Source organism: Amphibiibacter pelophylacis, from assembly GCF_037688875.1.
GTDB lineage: Bacteria > Pseudomonadota > Gammaproteobacteria > Burkholderiales > Burkholderiaceae_C > Amphibiibacter > Amphibiibacter pelophylacis.
Map to the genome: position 1 here is coordinate 1 of NZ_JAWDIE010000019.1, position 17,135 is coordinate 17,135.

14 protein-coding genes and 1 pseudogene are annotated in these 17,135 nt (G+C 68.7%); 8 read left to right on the top strand and 7 right to left on the bottom strand.

Annotation, left to right across the window (positions count from 1 at the left end):
- The coding region (locus RV045_RS11505) for a hypothetical protein (RefSeq protein WP_423235938.1) at positions 1–685 on the top strand (685 nt) is incomplete at its 5' end.
- A 6-nt stretch (positions 686–691) separates the two neighbouring features.
- On the opposite strand, the gene RV045_RS11510 is transcribed toward RV045_RS11505, so the two are convergent.
- From RV045_RS11510 to RV045_RS11520, 3 genes are read right to left on the bottom strand one after another with little or no spacing between them, the layout of a single operon-like run.
- On the bottom strand, positions 692–1,294 hold the full coding sequence (locus tag RV045_RS11510; RefSeq protein WP_423235939.1) for a hypothetical protein: 603 nt from the start codon (positions 1,292–1,294) through the stop codon (positions 692–694).
- Positions 1,291–1,818: a DNA polymerase III subunit chi gene (locus tag RV045_RS11515; protein WP_423235940.1), complete on the bottom strand. Its 528-nt coding sequence runs from the start codon at positions 1,816–1,818 to the stop codon at positions 1,291–1,293. The genes RV045_RS11510 and RV045_RS11515 overlap by 4 nt, the downstream gene beginning before the upstream one ends.
- Positions 1,819–1,855: 37 nt before the next feature.
- A complete protein-coding gene (locus RV045_RS11520; protein ID WP_423235941.1) occupies positions 1,856–3,481 on the bottom strand; it encodes a leucyl aminopeptidase in 1,626 nt (541 codons plus the stop codon).
- Between the two features lie 41 nt (positions 3,482–3,522).
- Between RV045_RS11520 and RV045_RS11525 the strand changes: the two genes are divergently transcribed.
- Genes RV045_RS11525 through RV045_RS11540 form a run of 4 tightly spaced genes read left to right on the top strand, consistent with a single transcriptional unit; the run spans position 3,523 to position 7,656 of the window.
- Positions 3,523–4,629 (top strand): LptF/LptG family permease, encoded by a 1,107-nt coding sequence (locus tag RV045_RS11525; protein ID WP_423235942.1) that lies wholly within the window; start codon positions 3,523–3,525, stop codon positions 4,627–4,629.
- Positions 4,626–5,765, top strand: a complete 1,140-nt coding sequence (locus RV045_RS11530) for an LptF/LptG family permease (protein ID WP_423235943.1) — start codon at positions 4,626–4,628, stop codon at positions 5,763–5,765. Before RV045_RS11525 ends, RV045_RS11530 begins: the two co-directional genes overlap by 4 nt.
- A gap of 30 nt (positions 5,766–5,795) precedes the next feature.
- Entirely contained in the window at positions 5,796–6,770 is a 975-nt protein-coding gene (locus RV045_RS11535; protein WP_423235944.1) for a CysB family HTH-type transcriptional regulator, read from the top strand.
- A 16-nt stretch (positions 6,771–6,786) separates the two neighbouring features.
- Positions 6,787–7,656, top strand: coding sequence for a sulfurtransferase (locus RV045_RS11540; RefSeq protein WP_423235945.1), 870 nt, complete (start codon positions 6,787–6,789; stop codon positions 7,654–7,656).
- 292 nt (positions 7,657–7,948) lie between these two features.
- On the opposite strand, the pseudogene RV045_RS11545 reads toward RV045_RS11540, so the two are convergent.
- From RV045_RS11545 to RV045_RS11560, 4 genes and pseudogenes are all read right to left on the bottom strand, one after another.
- Positions 7,949–8,728: pseudogene (locus tag RV045_RS11545) on the bottom strand (type III pantothenate kinase); the annotation flags it as partial.
- Between the two features lie 102 nt (positions 8,729–8,830).
- Positions 8,831–9,967: a PilT/PilU family type 4a pilus ATPase gene (locus RV045_RS11550; protein ID WP_423235946.1), complete on the bottom strand. Its 1,137-nt coding sequence runs from the start codon at positions 9,965–9,967 to the stop codon at positions 8,831–8,833.
- Positions 9,968–10,012: 45 nt separating this feature from the next.
- Entirely contained in the window at positions 10,013–10,672 is a 660-nt protein-coding gene (locus RV045_RS11555) for a cyclic nucleotide-binding domain-containing protein (protein ID WP_423235947.1), read from the bottom strand.
- A gap of 37 nt (positions 10,673–10,709) precedes the next feature.
- Complete coding sequence (locus RV045_RS11560) at positions 10,710–11,753, bottom strand: type IV pilus twitching motility protein PilT (RefSeq protein WP_423235948.1); 1,044 nt, start codon at positions 11,751–11,753, stop codon at positions 10,710–10,712.
- A 24-nt stretch (positions 11,754–11,777) separates the two neighbouring features.
- On the opposite strand from RV045_RS11560, the gene RV045_RS11565 reads away from it, so the two are divergent.
- The 3 genes from RV045_RS11565 to katG all read left to right on the top strand — a co-directional run bounded on the left by RV045_RS11565 (position 11,778) and on the right by katG (position 17,071).
- Positions 11,778–12,542 (top strand): YggS family pyridoxal phosphate-dependent enzyme, encoded by a 765-nt coding sequence (locus RV045_RS11565; protein WP_423235949.1) that lies wholly within the window; start codon positions 11,778–11,780, stop codon positions 12,540–12,542.
- Positions 12,539–14,635, top strand: coding sequence for an ATP-dependent DNA helicase RecG (gene recG / locus RV045_RS11570; RefSeq protein WP_423235950.1), 2,097 nt, complete (start codon positions 12,539–12,541; stop codon positions 14,633–14,635). Before RV045_RS11565 ends, recG begins: the two co-directional genes overlap by 4 nt.
- A 234-nt stretch (positions 14,636–14,869) precedes the next feature.
- Positions 14,870–17,071: a catalase/peroxidase HPI gene (katG, locus tag RV045_RS11575; RefSeq protein WP_423235995.1), complete on the top strand. Its 2,202-nt coding sequence runs from the start codon at positions 14,870–14,872 to the stop codon at positions 17,069–17,071.
- The last annotated feature ends 64 nt before the right edge of the window (positions 17,072–17,135 follow it).

Here is a 17,135-nt window from a genome sequence, read left to right on the forward strand (position 1 = left end):
CCGGTCCGCCCCGAGCAGCCTCAGCGGTCAGAACGCCTGGGACAAACGCTCCCCGGCAGGCGGTCGCAGTGGCAGCAACAGCAGCCGCCCGATGTTCGGCCTGACCGCCCTGCCCCCCCGGCGCAGCACCGCCGCCATGACCGGGCGGCTGGACCGCCTGCTGTGGCTGCTGGTGCACGACCTGTCGCTGTGGAGCGCGCTGGATCACGGCGACCGCGCGCTGCTGGCGCAGCAGATGGCGCCCTGGCCGCAGCTCTTCGCCTGGCTGGGGCAGCAGTATGACGAGCTGGGCGCGATCTCGGCGGCCACGCTGCAGCGCCATCTGGCCCACGCGCACTGGAGCCCTGCGCCCGGCCACGAGGACAGCGCCGAAGCCCTGCACCACAGCGCCAGCGCCATCGCGCGCAAGGTGATGGCGCTGCTGCCGCCCAATGATTCGTCCGCCGCGCGCATCCAGGACGTGCAGACCACGCTGCAGCAGCTGCACCTGGAGCACCTTGACCGCCGCATCGAGCGCCTGCTGCGCCAGCGCAGCGAACCCCCTTCTGACGACGGCGAAGCGTCCAGCGGCGACAGCCCCGCACTTCGCGAAGAACTGGCGCGCTGCCTGCAGCGGCGCGATGCCCTGAAAAAGCGCCTCAGCCCGATCGGCCGAGAGGGTGTTCCTGGCCAGCCCAGCGGCTGATCGCCGTCAGTTTTTGGGCGGGGGATCGCCCTTGTCCGGCACGTTCAGCGCGCTTTGCAGCGCCTGGCCCCAGTGGATGCGAGCGTGCGCGGCCAGCGGCTCCAGGCTCTGGTTGAGGTGCTGCTGCAGGTCGGCCAGCACACGCCGCTGGATGGCCTCGGCCCAGACGGGCGACTGCTGCAGCACGCCACGCGTGATGCACTCGACCCACTGCTGCTGCCCGGCCTGCGTCTGCTGCTGGATCAGGGCGGGCAGCTCGTCGCGCAGCCACAGCTGCCAGCGCTGCTGGGCCTGCGCGTCGGCCTGCGCCTGCGCAGCCACCCGCGCCTCTTCGCGGCAGCGGGGTTCGAGTTCGCGCAGCAGCTCGGCGCGCAGTTCATCCCGGACATCATCCCGGACTTCGGCGCGGACTTCGGCGCGAACATCTTCCCTGATCTCGGCGCGGACCTCGTCCTTCAGCGCCTGGCGCACGCGCGCCTGAATCTGCTCGCGGCTCAGGCCGGACGGCGCGGGCTGCAGCACCTGATCAAGCACGGGCAGATCGGAAAGATCCGGCAGACCTGACAAGCCAGGAGCGCTGGGTGCGTCAGTAGCATCAGACGGGGTCATGCGGAATCCTTCACCAGATGTTCGATCTCGTGCCCGGCCTCGCGGTACTCGCGCCAGCGCTGACGCGCGGCCGCCAGGGCGGCGGGCGCGTCACCGACCACCTCCAGCAGGCGCTGGACGCCGCGTGCGGCGCAGGTGGACAGCAGCGCCTGCACGGCGGCCGGGCGGGTTTCGTCCCAGCCCAGGTTGAGCCAGACGGGCAGCAGCGGCGCATCGGCCGGATTGCGTGGCGCAGGGGGCCAGGGCGGCAGGCTGGCGTCGGGCAGCGCGTCCAGCAGCAGGATGCGGCTGCGGGGCAGCACGGCCTGGGCCTCGTCGGGCGGCATCAGCACCCAGTCGGCCGCGCGCAGCAGCGGCCAGACACGCTCGGGCGCGATCTTGTTCAGGCGCCCGGCTAGGTCGGTCGCCCGGCCCGGCCCGGCGTACAGCCACAGGCGCACGTCGGGGCGGGACAGCGCCTTGTCCATCAGGCGCACGCCGTAGTGCAGCGGATCGGGCCGGTGCGTGTAGAACTGGATTTTCACCGGCTGGACCCGTTTGCAGCCACCGCGCGCGCTGCGCTCAGCGGGCGACCTTGCGCGCCGTGCGGGCGGCCGGGGCTTTGGCGGCGGACTTCACCACCGCTTTATCAGCGACTTTTGCGGCAGCCTTGCCCTTGGCTTTGGCCGCTTTGGCAGGAGCCGCTTCGGGGGCGGGCCCCTTGGGCGCGAAATCCAGCACAAAGCGCGTCAGCAGCGAGACGGGGCGGCCCGTAGCGCCCTTGGCCGCGCCGCTGACGTGGGCGGTGCCCGCCACGTCCAGGTGGGCCCAGCGATAGGCTTTGGCGAAGCGCGCCAGGAAACAGGCGGCGGTGATCGACCCGCCTGCGCGCGAGCCCACATTGGCCACGTCGGCAAAGTGGCTCTTGAGCGCCTGGCCATATTCCTCTTCAACCGGCATGCGCCAGCAGGTGTCCAGCGCCTGCTGTCCGGCCTGGCCCAGCGCGCCCGCCAGTTCGTCGTCGGGGCTGAACAGGCCCGAATGACGGTGGCCCAGAGCGATGATGCAGGCGCCGGTCAGCGTGGCGACATCGACCACGGCGGCGGGCTTGAAGCGCTCGGCGTAGGTCAGCGCGTCGCACAGGATCAGGCGGCCTTCGGCGTCGGTGTTGAGCACCTCGATGGTCTGGCCCGACATGCTGGTGACCACGTCACCGGGCTTGGTTGCCGTGCCGCTGGGCATGTTCTCGCAGGTGGGCACCAGCACGACCAGGTTCAGGCGCGGCTGCAGCTGCACGATGGCGCGCAGGGTGCCCAGCACGCTGGCGGCGCCACCCATGTCGAACTTCATCTCGTCCATGTCGGGCGCGGGCTTGATCGAGATGCCGCCCGTGTCAAAGGTGATGCCTTTGCCGACCAGTACCACGGGCGCCACGTCCTTGCTGGTGCCGGTGTAACGGGCCACGATGAAACGCGGCGGCTCGGCGCTGCCGCGCGTCACGGACAGGAAAGAGCCCATGCCCAGTTTTTCGATCTGTTTGCGCTCCAGCACCTCGACCTTGAGCTGCGGCCAGTGGCGCGCCAGCTCTTCGGCCTGCTCGCCCAGGTGGGTGGGCGTGCAGACGTTGCCGGGGCGGTTGGCCAGCTCGCGGGCCAGAGCCACACCGGCTGTGGTGGCGCGGGCTTCTTCCAGCCAGGCCTCGAAGCTGCTGCGATCAACACCGCCCACCCGGCGAGCGCGCGACGGGGCCAGCACCGTCCAGCTCACCTGACCCAGCTGGCTGTCCTGGCGGGCGGACGGCTTGGTGCGCGTGTAGACGTAGACCGACTGATCCACGCTGCGCACCAGCGCCAGCGCGTGGCCGAAGGACCAGGGCACATCGCCCACCACCGTCAACGCCAGGTGTTTGATGCTGCCGCGCGTCAGTCCCGCCAGCGTTTTCAGACCGGTCTGCAGGGCGTCCTGCACGGCGGTGGCGCCCAGCGCATCGGCGCCGACCACGGCCACGCGGCTTGCGTCGCCCAGGCGGTGCAGGTAGAGGCTGCGGCCGGCCTTGGGCGCCCAGTCGCCGTCCTGCATGGCCTGGCGCAGCACACTGGCGGCCTCGGCGGGCAGGCTGTCGAGCGCGGAGCTGCCGGACAGGATGAGAACGGTTGCGTCGGCCGGGCTGGCCAGGGCCTGAGTTGCGAAGTCAACGGAAAATTGCATGGCGCCCTTTCGTGCCGCAGAGCAGTTGTTAAGATGCGGTGATGTTATTCGATTTGGCTCTCAGACGCGACGTATGGCGGACATTCGTCGCCACCGGGCTGGTGCTGCTGGCCCTGCTGGTCACCGTCACGCTGATGGAGGCGCTGCGCATCACCGCCAACGGCAGCATCAGCCCAAGCGACACGCTGCAGTGGCTGGGCTGGCTGCTGGGATCGCAATCACCGCTGGTGGTGGTGCTGGCCTGGTCCATCGCCCTGATGGCTGTGCAAAGCCGACTTTATGCGGGCAGTGAAATGGTGATCTGGTTCGCCAGCGGCATCTCGCTGGCCCGCCTGCTGCGCCCGCTTCTGCTGGCCAGCCTGCCCGTGGCGCTGCTGACACTGGCGCTGGGCTGGTGGCTGCAGCCGACCAGCGCCGCGCAGCAGCAGCGCCTGACCGACCAGTACGCAGCCGGATCGGTGCTGGCGCGGCTCACGCCGGGCGTTTTCCAGGCCTTTCCGGGCAAGGGTGCGCTTTTTCTGGATCAACCCGAGGGGCCGGATGCGGCCAGCACGCTTTACGCCCTGACCGCGCAGGACGCCATCAGCGCCATGGGCCTGAATTCGGACACCGCCCGCATCGGCCAGGACAGCACGGCCAGCGGCCGGGCGCGCGACGCCACGCTGCAGGCCGGGGAGCTGATCCACCAGGATCCGGCCAGCGGCACCACCGACCGCGTCCGCTTTGAAGCCCTGCAGTGGCTGGACCAGCGCCCGCCCGCCGAGCGCGCCGCCGTGCCCTGGGAGCAGCGCCCCAGCGCTGAACTGTGGCGCACGCGCGCCCAGCCCGAAGCCCGCGCCGAACTGTTCGGCCGCCTGTCGCCCGCCGTCCTGCTGATGGTGATGGTGCTGCTGAGCGCCGTGCTGGCCGTGCACCACCCGCGCCAGCCCTCGGTCTGGGGCTGGCTGGGTCTGGGGCTGGTGGCGCTGATTTATTTCAACACACAGTTTCTGGCGCAGCGCTGGCTGCAGCAGGACCGGGCCGCCTGGGGCCTGATCGTTGCCGGGGTGCACGGCATTCCGCTGGCGCTGGCCCTGGCGCTGCTGTACTGGCGCCAGTACCAGGGCGTGCGCCGCCCCGGTCTGTGGCCGCGCCGGAGCGCCGCATGATGCCGCGCCACCGCCGTCTGATCCTGGGCCTGCTGCTGCAGCGCGTGCTGCTGCTGGTCGTGGCGCTGCTGGCGCTGTTTGCTTTCCTGGACGCCACGCGCGTTTTCGCCCAGGTCAGGCCGGACGGCTACAGCTGGTTGCAGGCGCTGGGCCAGATCGGACTGCGCATGCCGCGCCACCTCTACGACGGTCTGCCGCTGGCGGTGCTGCTGGGCGCGGTGATGGCACTGAGCCACCTGGCGCAGACCTCGCAGTTCACCGTGCTGCGCGCCGCCGGGCTGGCCCCGCGCGATCTGGTCCGCCTGCTGGCGGGCACGGGCGTGGCGCTGGCCGCGCTGACCTGGCTGTGGGGCGACCAGGTGGCCACGCGCACCGACCAGGCCGCGCAGACGCAGCAGGATCTGCGCCTGGGCCGTCGCGCCGCCACCGATGCGCCGCCCGTGTGGCTGCGCGAGCGCTGGCCCGCACCGGGGTCGCCAAGCAGCGAACCGGCCACGCTGCGCTTCATCAGCGCCCGGGTGCGCGGCAGCGGCGAACTGGCCGATGTCGTCATCCAGGCCTTCGACGATCAGGGGCGGCTGCGCAGCACCTGGCGCGCAGCCGGGGCGCAGATTCCACCAACCGCCAGTGGCCACTGGACGCTGATGGACGCGCGCCGCACCGATTTCCCGCCCGCAGGCGATGCCCCCACCGCGCCGCCGCTGGCCGAAATCCGCCAGGCCCGCATGGACTGGCCCACGCAGCTGGACACCGCGCTGGTGCTGTCGGCCCTGAGCCCCAGCTACCAGATGAGCAGCGCCCGCCTGCTGGAATACGGCCGCCACCTGCGCGACGCCGGACAGAGCGACCAGCCCTACAGCGTCGCGCTGTGGAACCGCATTTTTTACGCCCTGGGCTGTGGCGTGCTGCTGCTGCTGGCCCTGCCCTTTGCCTACGCACCGCCCCGGCGCAACGCCAGCGGCATGGCCCTGCTGGCGGGCACGCTGCTGGGCGTGGCTTACGTGCTGGCCAACAGCGTCGCTGCACAGATCGGCCAGATCTACCAGTGGAACGCCCTGGCCAGCACCGCCTGGCCGACGCTGCTGGCGCTGGCCGGGGCCACGCTGTGGCTGCGCCGCACCTGGCGGCTGCGCTGACCCGGCGCTCCTTCCTTTCAAGGCCCTGCCATGAACCTGCACCAGTTCCGATTCGTCCAGGAGGCGGTGCGCCGCAACCTCAACCTGACCGAAACCGCGCGCGTGCTGCACACCTCTCAGCCGGGCATCTCCAAAGCCATTCTCGAACTGGAAGAAGAGCTGGGCATCGACATTTTCGTGCGTCACGGCAAGCGCCTGCGCCGCGTCTCCGAGCCTGGGCAGAAGGTGCTGGAATCGGTGGAAATCATCCTGCGCGAAGTCGCCAACCTGCGCCGCATCGGGCAGGAGTTCTCGCGCCAGGACGTGGGCCGCCTGAGCATCGCCACCACGCACACGCAGGCGCGCTACATGCTGCCCGAGCCGCTGGCCCGCCTGCGCCAGATCTACCCCAAGGTGCAGGTCAGCCTGCACCAGGGCACGCCCGACCAGGTCACCGCCATGCTGCTCGACGAGGTCGCCGACGTGGGGCTGGCGACCGAATCGGTGGCCGAATCGGACGCGCTCATCACCTTCGCCTGCCACGAGTGGCAGCACGCCATGGTCGTGCCCCAGCACCACGAGCTGGCGCAGCTGCCCGAATCGGCGGTGATCACGCTGGAGCAGCTGCAGCGCTGGCCGCTCATCACCTACCAGCCCTCGTTCGCCGGGCGCAAACGCATCGACGCGGCGTTCGAGCAGCGCCAGCTCACGCCGCAGATTGCGCTGGAGGCCATCGATTCCGACATCATCAAAACCTATGTGCGCCTGGGCATGGGCGTGGGCATCATCGCCGAAATGGCGCTGCAGCCCCCCGGCCAGACGGGCGAAGCGCGCCCTGACAAGGACCTGGTCTGGCGCCCGCTGGGCCACCTGTTTGGCAGCAACACGTCGCGCCTGGCGTTCAAGCGCGGCGTTTACGCGCGCGATTACGTGCTGACTTTTGCCGAACTGTTCTCGCCGCGCCTGACCCGCGAGCTGCTGCTGCGCACGCTGCAGGGGCCGGGCAAGGACCACTATGAGCTTTGAACAACAGGAGAAAACCATGAGCGATGCTGTCCTGATCTCCGCCCCCGACCTGCGCGCCGGGCTGGAGACGCCCGGCGCCCAGCCCCCCGTGCTGCTGGACTGCCGCCACTGGCTGGCCCAGCCTGCGCAGGGCCGCGAGGCCTGGCTGGCGGGGCACATTCCCGGCGCGCACTTCGCCCACATGGACGAAGACCTCAGCGGCACGCACAGCCCCGGCAGCGGCCGCCACCCGCTGCCGCAGCGCGAGGCGCTGGCGCAGTCGCTGGCACGCTGGGGCATCACGCCTGACAGCCGCGTGGTCGCCTACGACGCGCACTCGGGCGCCATGGCGGCACGCGCCTGGTGGCTGCTGCGCTGGATGGGCGTGCGCCAGGTGCAGGTTCTGGACGGCGGCCTGCCCGCCTGGACCGATGCAGGCGGGGCGCTGGAATCGGGCGCCACCCCGGCCGCACCGGGCGCCACCCCGGTCACCTGGCCCGAAGCACAACGGGCCACGCGCAGCACAGCCGACGTGCTGGCCGGAATTGGCCAGCAGCGCCTGATCGACGCCCGCAGCGCAGACCGCTATCGCGGCGAAAACGAAACACTGGACCCGCTCGCCGGGCACATTCCGGGCGCGCTCAACCGCTTTTACGGGCTCAACCTGGGGCCGGACGGCCGCTTCCTGGCGCCCGACGTTCTGCGCGCGCAGTGGGCCGAACTGGGCGTCACCGCAGACACCGCCGCGCAGACCCTGCACCAGTGCGGCTCCGGCGTCACCGCCTGCCACAACCTGCTCGCCCTGGCCCACGCCGGCCTGCCCCCGGGCGTGCTCTACCCCGGCTCGTGGAGCGCCTGGTGCTCGGACGCGGGGCGGCCGAGGGCGGTGGGGGTGGAGGCGGCTTGAAGGTATCCGGGCCAGATCAGCCGGATGGCGCAGCACCAGACGCCTGTAAATGCTTTTCGGGCAAAAGCAGACCGGAAAGCTCAAGCGGTGACATCGGACAAACCCCGCTTGCCCGCCAGGTGTTCGACGTGACCCCTCAAAAATGAATCGCATCCGGCCCCGGGTCCACCAGCCCGGCGGACAGCGCGGGAGCTGGGCTGGCTGCAGGCGCTGGGTTTGGGGCTGAGCCTGGCGCAGGTGCGGGCGTATCCAGCGCAGCGCTGGCCGGGATCAGCCCCTGCTGCACGGCGGCGCGGTGGGCCTCGATGGCCAGCAGGCCTTCGAAAATCAGGGTGTCGACGATGACGTGCGGCCAGGTGACGGCCTCGTGCAGGCGCACGGCAGCGCCCCCGGCCATGATGAGCACCGGCACCTGGTTCAGGCGCTGCTGCAGGCGGCGCAGCTGGCCTTCGATGGCGCCCGCCAGGGCGAAGGTGCCCCCGCTCATCAGAGCATCCGATGTGTTGGTGGGGAAATCGACCACGCGCCCGGTGGGCACCTTGAGCCCGGCGGTGCCCAGCTCCAGCGCTTTCTGCATCAGGCCAAAGCCGGGCAGCACGACGCCGCCCAGGAAGCGGCCGTCGGCGTCGAGGGCGTCGATGGTCACGCAGGTGCCGACCATGACGACGACGGCCGGCTGGTTCAGGCCCTGCTGGCGCAGGCGGTGACGGGCGCCGATCAGCGCCACCCAGCGATCAGCGCCCAGGCGGCTGGGGTGGTCGTAGCCGTTGCTCACGCCCGCCTCAGAGCGGCCAGGCACCACCCAGCGCGGGCTTAAGTCCCAGAACTCCAGCTGCTCGCAGGCGCGCACGCGGATGGCTTCCGACGCCACCACGCAGCCCAGCATGCGCGTGGGCTGGCTCCATTGCACGCCCACCTGGCGGGCCAGTCCGGCCCACTGGCGCTCGGCCAGATCGTCCACGCGCTCCAGGAAAACGGCGCCGTGGGCCACCAGCCCGGCGCCCGGCTCGGGCCGGTCGTAAATGGCCCACTTCAGGCGGGTGTTGCCAATGTCTATGCACAGAAAGCTCATGACCCGGACGGCGCCGACAGCGCAAACATCAAAAACGCCATCTTAGGGCCTGAAGCCGCCGCGCGACGGGCGCAGCCCCCCGCGTTTGTCCCTGGTTTCAGCTCAGAGCAGGCGCACGCCGTCAGTGCCTTCAGTCAGATCGCGGTTTTTGCTGACCTTGCTGTGCAGCTTGATCTGCAGCCGCAGATCGTTGGCCGAATCGGCGAAGCGCAGCGCATCCTCGTAGGTGATGCGGCCGCCGTCGTGCAGATCGAACAGCGCCTGGTCGAAGGTGCGCATCCCGGTTTCGGTACTGCGCTTCATCACCTCCTTGATCTCGGTGATTTCGCCCCGGAAAATCAGGTCGGAGACCAGCGGCGAGTTGATCATCACCTCCACCGCCGCCACGCGGCCCTTGCCGGTGACGTTGGGCACCAGGCGCTGCGACACCATGGCGCGCAGGTTGAGCGACAGATCCATGTAGAGCTGCTCGCGGCGATCCTGCGGGAAGAAGTTGACGATGCGCTCCAGCGCCTGGTTGGCACTGTTGGCGTGCAGCGTCGCCAGGCACAGGTGGCCGGTTTCCGAGAACAGCATGGCGCTTTCCATGGCCTCGCGGTCGCGGATCTCGCCCATCAGCACCACGTCGGGCGCCTGACGCAGGGCGTTGCGCAGCGCCACCGACCAGTCGTCGGTGTCCAGGCCCACCTCGCGCTGGGTCACGATGCAGTTCTTGTGCGGGTGCACGAACTCGATCGGATCCTCGATGGTGATGATGTGGCCGTGACTCTGCTCGTTGCGCCAGTCCAGCATGGCGGCCAGCGACGTGCTTTTGCCCGATCCCGTGGCGCCCACCATGATGAACAGGCCGCGCGGGCTCATCACCAGATCCTTCAGCACGGACGGCAGACCCATGGCGTCCAGCTGCGGCAGCTGGGTGGGAATCTTGCGCAGCACCAGGCCCACCTGGCCCTGCTGGACGAAGGCGTTGACGCGAAAGCGCCCCAGATCGGTCGGCGAAATGGCGAAATTGCATTCCTTGCTGCGCTCGAAATCGGCGGCCTGGCGGTCGTTCATCAGCGAACGCGCCATGGCCGAGGTGTGCAGCGGCGTCAGCACCTGCGGCGAGACCTTCTGCACGCGCCCGTCCACCTTGATGGCGGGCGGGAAACCCGCGGTCAGGAAAAGATCCGAGCCCTCGCGCGTGATGACCAGCCGCAGCAGGTCGGTGATGATTTTGGTGGCCTGGGTGCGATCCATAGTGACTGGTCTGTCCGTATCGGTGAAGTCGGTGAAAACGGGCGCTTACTGTCGCGCCATGAGGTTGCTCAGGCGCAGGCTGACCTGGCGCAGGTTGAGCGAGATGCGGCGCGCCAGCCAGGCCAGCAGCACGGCGGCCAGGCGCGGGTCGCGCTCCATCATGTCGTCGAGCTGCTGGGCGTCCAGCACCGCGACCTTGCAGTCGGTCAGGGTGTGGCAGCCCGAGAAGCGCATCCCGGCATCCAGCAGCGACATCTCGCCCAGCGTCTGCCCGGCCTTGGCTTCGACCAGGCGCGTGGTGCCGCCCCAGGTCTGGCGCCGCTCGATGCCAAACCGCCCTTCCAGCACGATGAACATGTAGTCGCCGTACTCGTCCTGGGCGATCACGTCCTGGCCGGCCTCGATCTCGACAAAGTGCAGGTAGCGGCTGATCAGCAGCAGCTGCTCGGGCTGCAGCGACTGCACGTGGCGCTGCGCCGCAAAGAGCGCGACGATGGCCTCGCGGCCCCAGTCCTCGTCCAGCGCCTTCCAGCGCAGCACGGTGCGCTTTTGCAGCCAGGTGACCAGCGGCTGGGTGTCTTCCAGCTCCAGAAAGCGGCTGGTGAAAAAAGCGCTGTCCTCTTCCGGAAAGGCGCTGGGTACGGTGCCGCGCCGCTCCGGGGTCTGTTGCGGTTCGGGCCGCAGGAAGGAAAGCAGGCGTTTCATGGAGGGTCTTTCGGGCGACGGGGCGACAGGCCGACGGTCAGCCGGGGAAGTTTTCCGGGTACTTGGCCTTGTTGCGAGCCTCGGACGGGGTGATGAGGTTGCGCTTGACCAGATCGCTCAGGTTCTGGTCCAGCGTCTGCATGCCGACGTTGGTCCCGGTCTGGATGGACGCGTACATCTGCGCGACCTTGTTCTCGCGGATCAGGTTGCGGATGGCCGAGGTGCCGATCATGATCTCGTGCGCGGCCACACGGCCCTCGCCGTCCTTGCGCTTGCACAGCGCCTGCGAGATCACGCCCACCAGCGATTCCGACAGCATGGCGCGCACCATGTCTTTTTCAGCCGCCGGGAAGACATCCACGATCCGGTCCACGGTCTTGGCCGCCGACGACGTATGCAGCGTGCCAAACACCAGGTGGCCGGTTTCGGCGGCGGTCAGCGCCAGACGGATGGTTTCCAGATCGCGCATTTCACCGACCAGAATGGCGTCCGGATCCTCGCGCAGCGCAGCGCGCAGGGCGTTGGAGAAGCTCAGCGTCTGCGGGCCGACCTCGCGCTGGTTGATCAGGCATTTTTTGCTCTCGTGCACGAATTCGATCGGGTCTTCGACGGTCAGGATGTGGCCGTATTCGTGCTCGTTGAGGTGGTTGACCATACCGGCCAGCGTGGTTGATTTGCCCGAGCCCGTCGGCCCCGTCACCAGCACCAGACCGCGCGGCTTGAGCGCCAGTTCGGCGAAGATTTTGGGGGCGCCCAGCTGCTCCAGCGACAGGATCTTGCTGGGAATCGTGCGGAACACCGCGCCGGCACCGCGCGCGTGATTGAAGGCGTTGACCCGGAAGCGCGCCAGGCCTTCGATCTCGAAGGAAAAATCGCACTCCAGCGTCTCTTCGTAGACCTTGCGCTGGGTGTCGGACATGATGTCGTAAATCAGCGCGTGGACCTGCTTGTGGTCCATGGCGTCCAGATTCAGGCGGCGCACATCGCCGTGCAGGCGGATCATGGGCGGCAGGCCCGCCGACAGGTGCAGGTCAGACGCCTTGTTCTTGACCGAAAATGCCAGCAGCTGTGTGATATCCATCGTCATCCTTTAACCTTCGCCCCCATGAGCGATACCCCATTGATTGTCCCGCACGATACGCCCCCCCTCCAGCAGGCCCTGGCCGCGCTGCAGCAGCGCATGGCCGCTGCCTGCCAGCGCAGCGGCCGTGACCCGGCCAGCGTGCGCCTGCTGGCCGTGAGCAAAACCGTAGCAGCGCCCGTCATCGCGCAGGCCTGGATGGCGGGCCAGATCGATTTTGGCGAGAACTACGTTCAGGAAGCCCTGGAAAAGCAGAGTCTATGGCCCCATATTCGGCCGCATGACGGAGACAGCGCCCGCCCGGACCCGGTCTGGCACCTGATCGGGCCGCTGCAGTCCAACAAGACGGCGGTGGTGGCGCGGCAGTTTGCGTGGGTGCACAGCGTGGACCGGCTGAAAATCGCCCAGCGCCTGTCCGACCAGCGCCCCGAAGGTCTGCCGCCGCTGAACGTCTGCGTGCAGGTCAATGTGCAGGGCGAGATCGGCAAAAGCGGCGTGCCGCTGGCCGAGGCCCAGGCGCTGTGCGCGGCCATCGCGCTGCTGCCGCGTCTGCGCCTGCGCGGTCTGATGGTCATCCCCGACCCGGACCGGGGCGCCAGCGCCACGCGCGCGGCTTTTGAAGCGCTGGCCGCGCTGCGCGACCGTCTGGTCGCCTCGGGGCTGCAAGGGCTGGACACGCTCTCCATGGGCATGAGCGGCGATCTGGAAGACGCCATCGCCGCCGGATCGACCTGCGTGCGCGTGGGCACGGCGCTGTTTGGCGCCCGCACCGCTCCCCCGGCCGGATGAGCGCAGCGGCCAAAGCCAGCCCGGCCGCCCGTGCCCTGATCAAGCTGGGCCTGGTCGACGCCCTGAGCCGCGCCCTGCACCTGCCGCTGCGTTACGAGGACGAAACCCGCCTGACGCCGCCGCTCGATTCGCGCCCCGGCGAGAGCGTGCTGGTCGAGCTGGAGATGGTCCAGGTGCCCGCCCAGCCGCCGCGCCCCGGTCAGCCCTGGACGGCGCTGGGCCGCTGCGTGATCAGCGGCCAGCGCGTGCAGCTGCGCTTTGTCCACGCCCACGCCGGGCTGCGCAAGCTGCTGGAGCCCGGCCAGCGCGTGCGCGCGTTCGGCGAAGTGCGGCACAGCTTTTCGGGCTGCGACATGGTCCACCCGCAGGTGCGCGCCGTGCAGCCGGGCGAGCCGCTGCCTGCCACGCTGACGCCCGTTTACCCCACCAGCGCCAGCCTGCCGCAGAACTACCTGCGCAAAAGCATCGCGGCTGCGCTGCCGCGCGCGCCGCTGCACGAGTGCTTTGCGTCGGCTGATCAGGCGCTGCCGCGTGGCCTGCTGCCGCTGCGCCAGGCGGTGCTGACGCTGCACCACCCCGCCCCGACCGAATCTCTGGACGCGCTGCTGGACCGCACACACCCGGCCTGGCAGCGCATCAAGTACGACGAGCTGCTGGCGCAGCAGCTCAGCCAGAAACGCGCCCAGCAGCTTCGCCGCCAAAGCGCCGCGCCGCGCCTGGCCCCGCACCCCAACCCGCTGGCGCAGGCGCTGCTGCAGCATCTGCCTTTTGCCCTGACGCCCGCGCAGGAGCGCGTTCTGGCCGAAATCCAGGCCGACCTGTCGCCGCCCGCCCGCCACGCTGTCACGCCCATGCACCGCCTGCTGCAGGGCGATGTGGGCAGCGGCAAGACCGTGGTCGCCGCGCTGGCCGCCTGCATGGCGCTGGCCGCCGGGTGGCAGTGTGCGCTGATGGCGCCCACCGAAATCCTGGCCGAGCAGCTCTTTGGCAAGCTGGTCGAATGGCTGGAGCCGCTGGGCGTGCAGGTCGCCTGGCTGAGTGGCAGCGTCAAGGGCCGCCGCCGTGCCGCCATGCTGGAGGCCGCCGCCAGCGGCCAGGCCGGGCTGGTCGTGGGCACGCACGCCGTCATCGAGCAGCAGGTGCGGTTTGCGCGTCTGGGGCTGGTCATCATCGACGAGCAGCACCGCTTTGGCGTGCAGCAGCGTCTGACCCTGAAGGACAAGGCCAGCGAGGGCGACGGCGCGGGTGCCGATCCGCGTTCCGCCCCGCTGGAAGCCCACCTGCTGATGATGAGCGCCACGCCCATTCCGCGCACGCTGGCCATGAGCTACTTCGCCGATCTGGACCTGAGCGTACTCGACGGCCTGCCGCCTGGCCGCAGCCCCATCGTCACGCGCGTGCTGGGGGCGCAGCGCCGCGACGAGGTCATCGCCCGCATGAGCGGCGCGCTGGAGCAGGGGCGGCAGATTTACTGGGTCTGCCCGCTGGTGGAGGAAAGCGAAAAGCTCGACCTGGAAAACGCCACCGCGACCCACGCCCTGCTGTCCGAACGTCTGGCGCCCTGGCCGGTGGCGCTGCTGCACGGGCGCATGAAAGCGCCTGAGAAAGCCGCCGTCATGGCCGCCTTCAAGGCCGGCGAAGCGCGGGTGCTGGTCGCCACCACCGTCATCGAGGTCGGGGTGGACGTGCCCAACGCCAGCCTGATGATTGTTGAACACGCCGAGCGTTTTGGCCTGTCGCAGCTGCACCAGCTGCGCGGCCGCGTGGGCCGGGGGAGCGCCGCCAGCGCCTGCGTGCTGCTGCACGGCGGGCCGCTGTCGCAGGCCGGGCGCGCCCGCCTGCAGGCCATGGCGCAGACGCAGGACGGCTTCGAGATCGCCCGGCGCGATCTGGAGATCCGCGGCCCGGGTGAGTTTCTGGGCGCACGCCAGAGCGGTGCGCAACTGCTGCGTTTTGCCGACGTGCAGCACGACGGCGATCTTCTGGACGCTGCCCGCGAACGCGCTGACCGCCTGCTGGCCCAGGCGCCCGAGGCCTGCGACGCCCACATCGCGCGCTGGCTGGGCCACCGCACCGAGTTCATCAAGGCCTGAGCCAGAAACGCGCTATCCCGGGCCGACTTGGCATAAACACCGCGAATTTCCCGGATTTGCACAAGATTTTTTATCAATCGGCCCGTTTGACACCATCAATTGGACGCCGATGGCTCTCAATCCTAGACTGGTTTCATTGATTTTTGACATTCAAACCAGCCTAAGGACAGCCTCATGACCCACCGATCAAAAACCCCCTGGCGCTCTGTGAGCCGCTTTGCCCTCTCGGCCATCATGCTGGCGGCAGGTGCTGCCGCACAGGCCCAGGCGACGCCAAACAGCGCCGCCCTATCGCCCGCCCAGGCCATGAGCAACAAGGACTGGTGGCCCAACCGGCTGGATCTCTCGCCGCTGCGCCAGCAGAATGCCGTCTCCAGCCCGATGGGCGCCGACTTTGATTACGCCAAAGAATTCAAAAAGCTGGATCTGAAGGCGCTGAAAAGCGATATCGAGGCCACGCTGACCGATTCCCAGGACTGGTGGCCTGCCGATTTTGGCAATTACGGGCCTTTTTTCATCCGCATGGCCTGGCACAGCGCCGGAACCTACCGCGCCATTGATGGCCGCGGGGGGGCAGAGGGGGCCCAGCAGCGCTTTGATCCGCTCAACAACTGGCCCGACAACGTCAACCTGGACAAAGCCCGGCGCCTGCTGTGGCCCATCAAGCAGAAGTACGGGGCCAAAATCTCCTGGGGCGATCTGATGGTGCTGGCCGGAACCGTCGCCATGGAATCCATGGGGATGCAGACTTTCGGCTTCGCGGGGGGCCGTACCGACGACTGGGAACCCGACCTGGTCTACTGGGGCCCCGAGCGCGAATGGCTGGGTGATGCGCGGCACAAGGAAGGCCGACAGCTCAAAGGCCCGCTGGCCGCCGTGCAGATGGGCCTGATCTACGTCAACCCCGAGGGGCCGAACGGCAACCCGGACCCGCTCGCTGCCGCGCGCGATATCCGGGAAAGCTTTGGCCGCATGGGCATGAACGATGAAGAAACCGTCGCACTGATCGCCGGTGGACATACTTTTGGCAAATCGCACGGCGCCCATCATCCGGAAAAATGTCTGGGCGGCGATCCCACCTCTTCGCCCATCGAGCAGCAGGGCTTCGGCTGGAAAAACAGCTGCGGCAAAGGCAACGCGGAAGACACCGTCAGCAGCGGTCTGGAAGGCTCGTGGACGTCCAGCCCTACCCTGTTCACCAAGACTTTCCTGAGCAACCTGTTCGCATACAACTGGGTGAAAACCAAGAGCCCGGCCGGTGCGACCCAGTGGAAACCCGCCGAAGCCGCTGAGGACGCGCAGGTCCCCGACGCCCACCTCCAGGGCAAAACCCATCCGCCCATGATGTTCACCACCGATCTGGCCCTGCGCGCGGATCCGGCTTACGAAAAAATCTCCCGCAGCTTTCTGGAAAACCCCCGAAAGTTCGAAACCGCCTTCGCCAAAGCCTGGTTCAAACTGACCCACCGCGATCTCGGCCCCCGCAGCCGTTACCTGGGCGCGGACGTGCCCAAGGAAGTGCTGCTGTGGCAGGACCCCCTGCCTGAGATCAAGTACAAGCAGATCGAAGCGGCTGATGTGAATGCGCTCAAGGCGCGCATTCTGGCCTCGGGCCTGACGACGCCGCAGCTCGTCCGCACCGCATGGGCTTCGGCCGCCTCGTTCAGGGGCTCTGACATGCGCGGCGGGGCCAACGGTGGCAGGATCCAGCTGGCGCCGCAAAAAGACTGGGCCGCGAACAACCCGGCCGAACTCGCTCAGGTGCTGGCACGGCTGGGCGCCATCCGCAAGGATTTCAACGCGACTCTGGGGAACGGCAAGCAGGTCTCGATGGCCGACGTCATCGTTCTGGGTGGCACTGCCGCTGTCGAGGCCGCGGCCCAGAAAGCCGGTTACAAGGTCCAGGTGGCCTTTACGCCAGGGCGCGCCGATGCAACCCAGGAGCAGACGGATGTGACCACCTTCGCCGTGCTCGAGCCCAAGGCCGACGGTTTCCGCAACTACTACAGCAAGGACGCCTATTTCCCGCCCGTGCAGGCCCTGGTGGACAAAGCCAGCCTGCTGCGTCTGTCCCCGCCCGAGATGACCGTGCTGGTCGGTGGCCTGCGCGCCCTGGACGCCAATGCCGGCGGCAGCCGAAACGGCGTTCTGACCGATCAGCCCGGGACACTGAACAACGCCTTTTTCGTCAACGTGCTGAACATGTCGACGGTGTGGCGTCCTGCGGGCACCGACGGCCTGTATGAAGGACGTGACCGCAAGACCGGCCAGGTCAAATGGACGGCAACGCCCGTCGACCTGATTTTTGGATCAAACTCTGAACTGCGCGCCATTGCAGAGCATTACGCCAGCGACGACGCCAAAGAGCGCTTTGTCCAGGACTTTGCCAAAGTCTGGACCAAAGTCATGGATCTGGATCGCTTCGACAGAAACTGAGTCCTGCGCGTTCAAGTATCCGGTCGGGATATAAGAACCAATCACCCGGCTGCTTAGGTGGCCG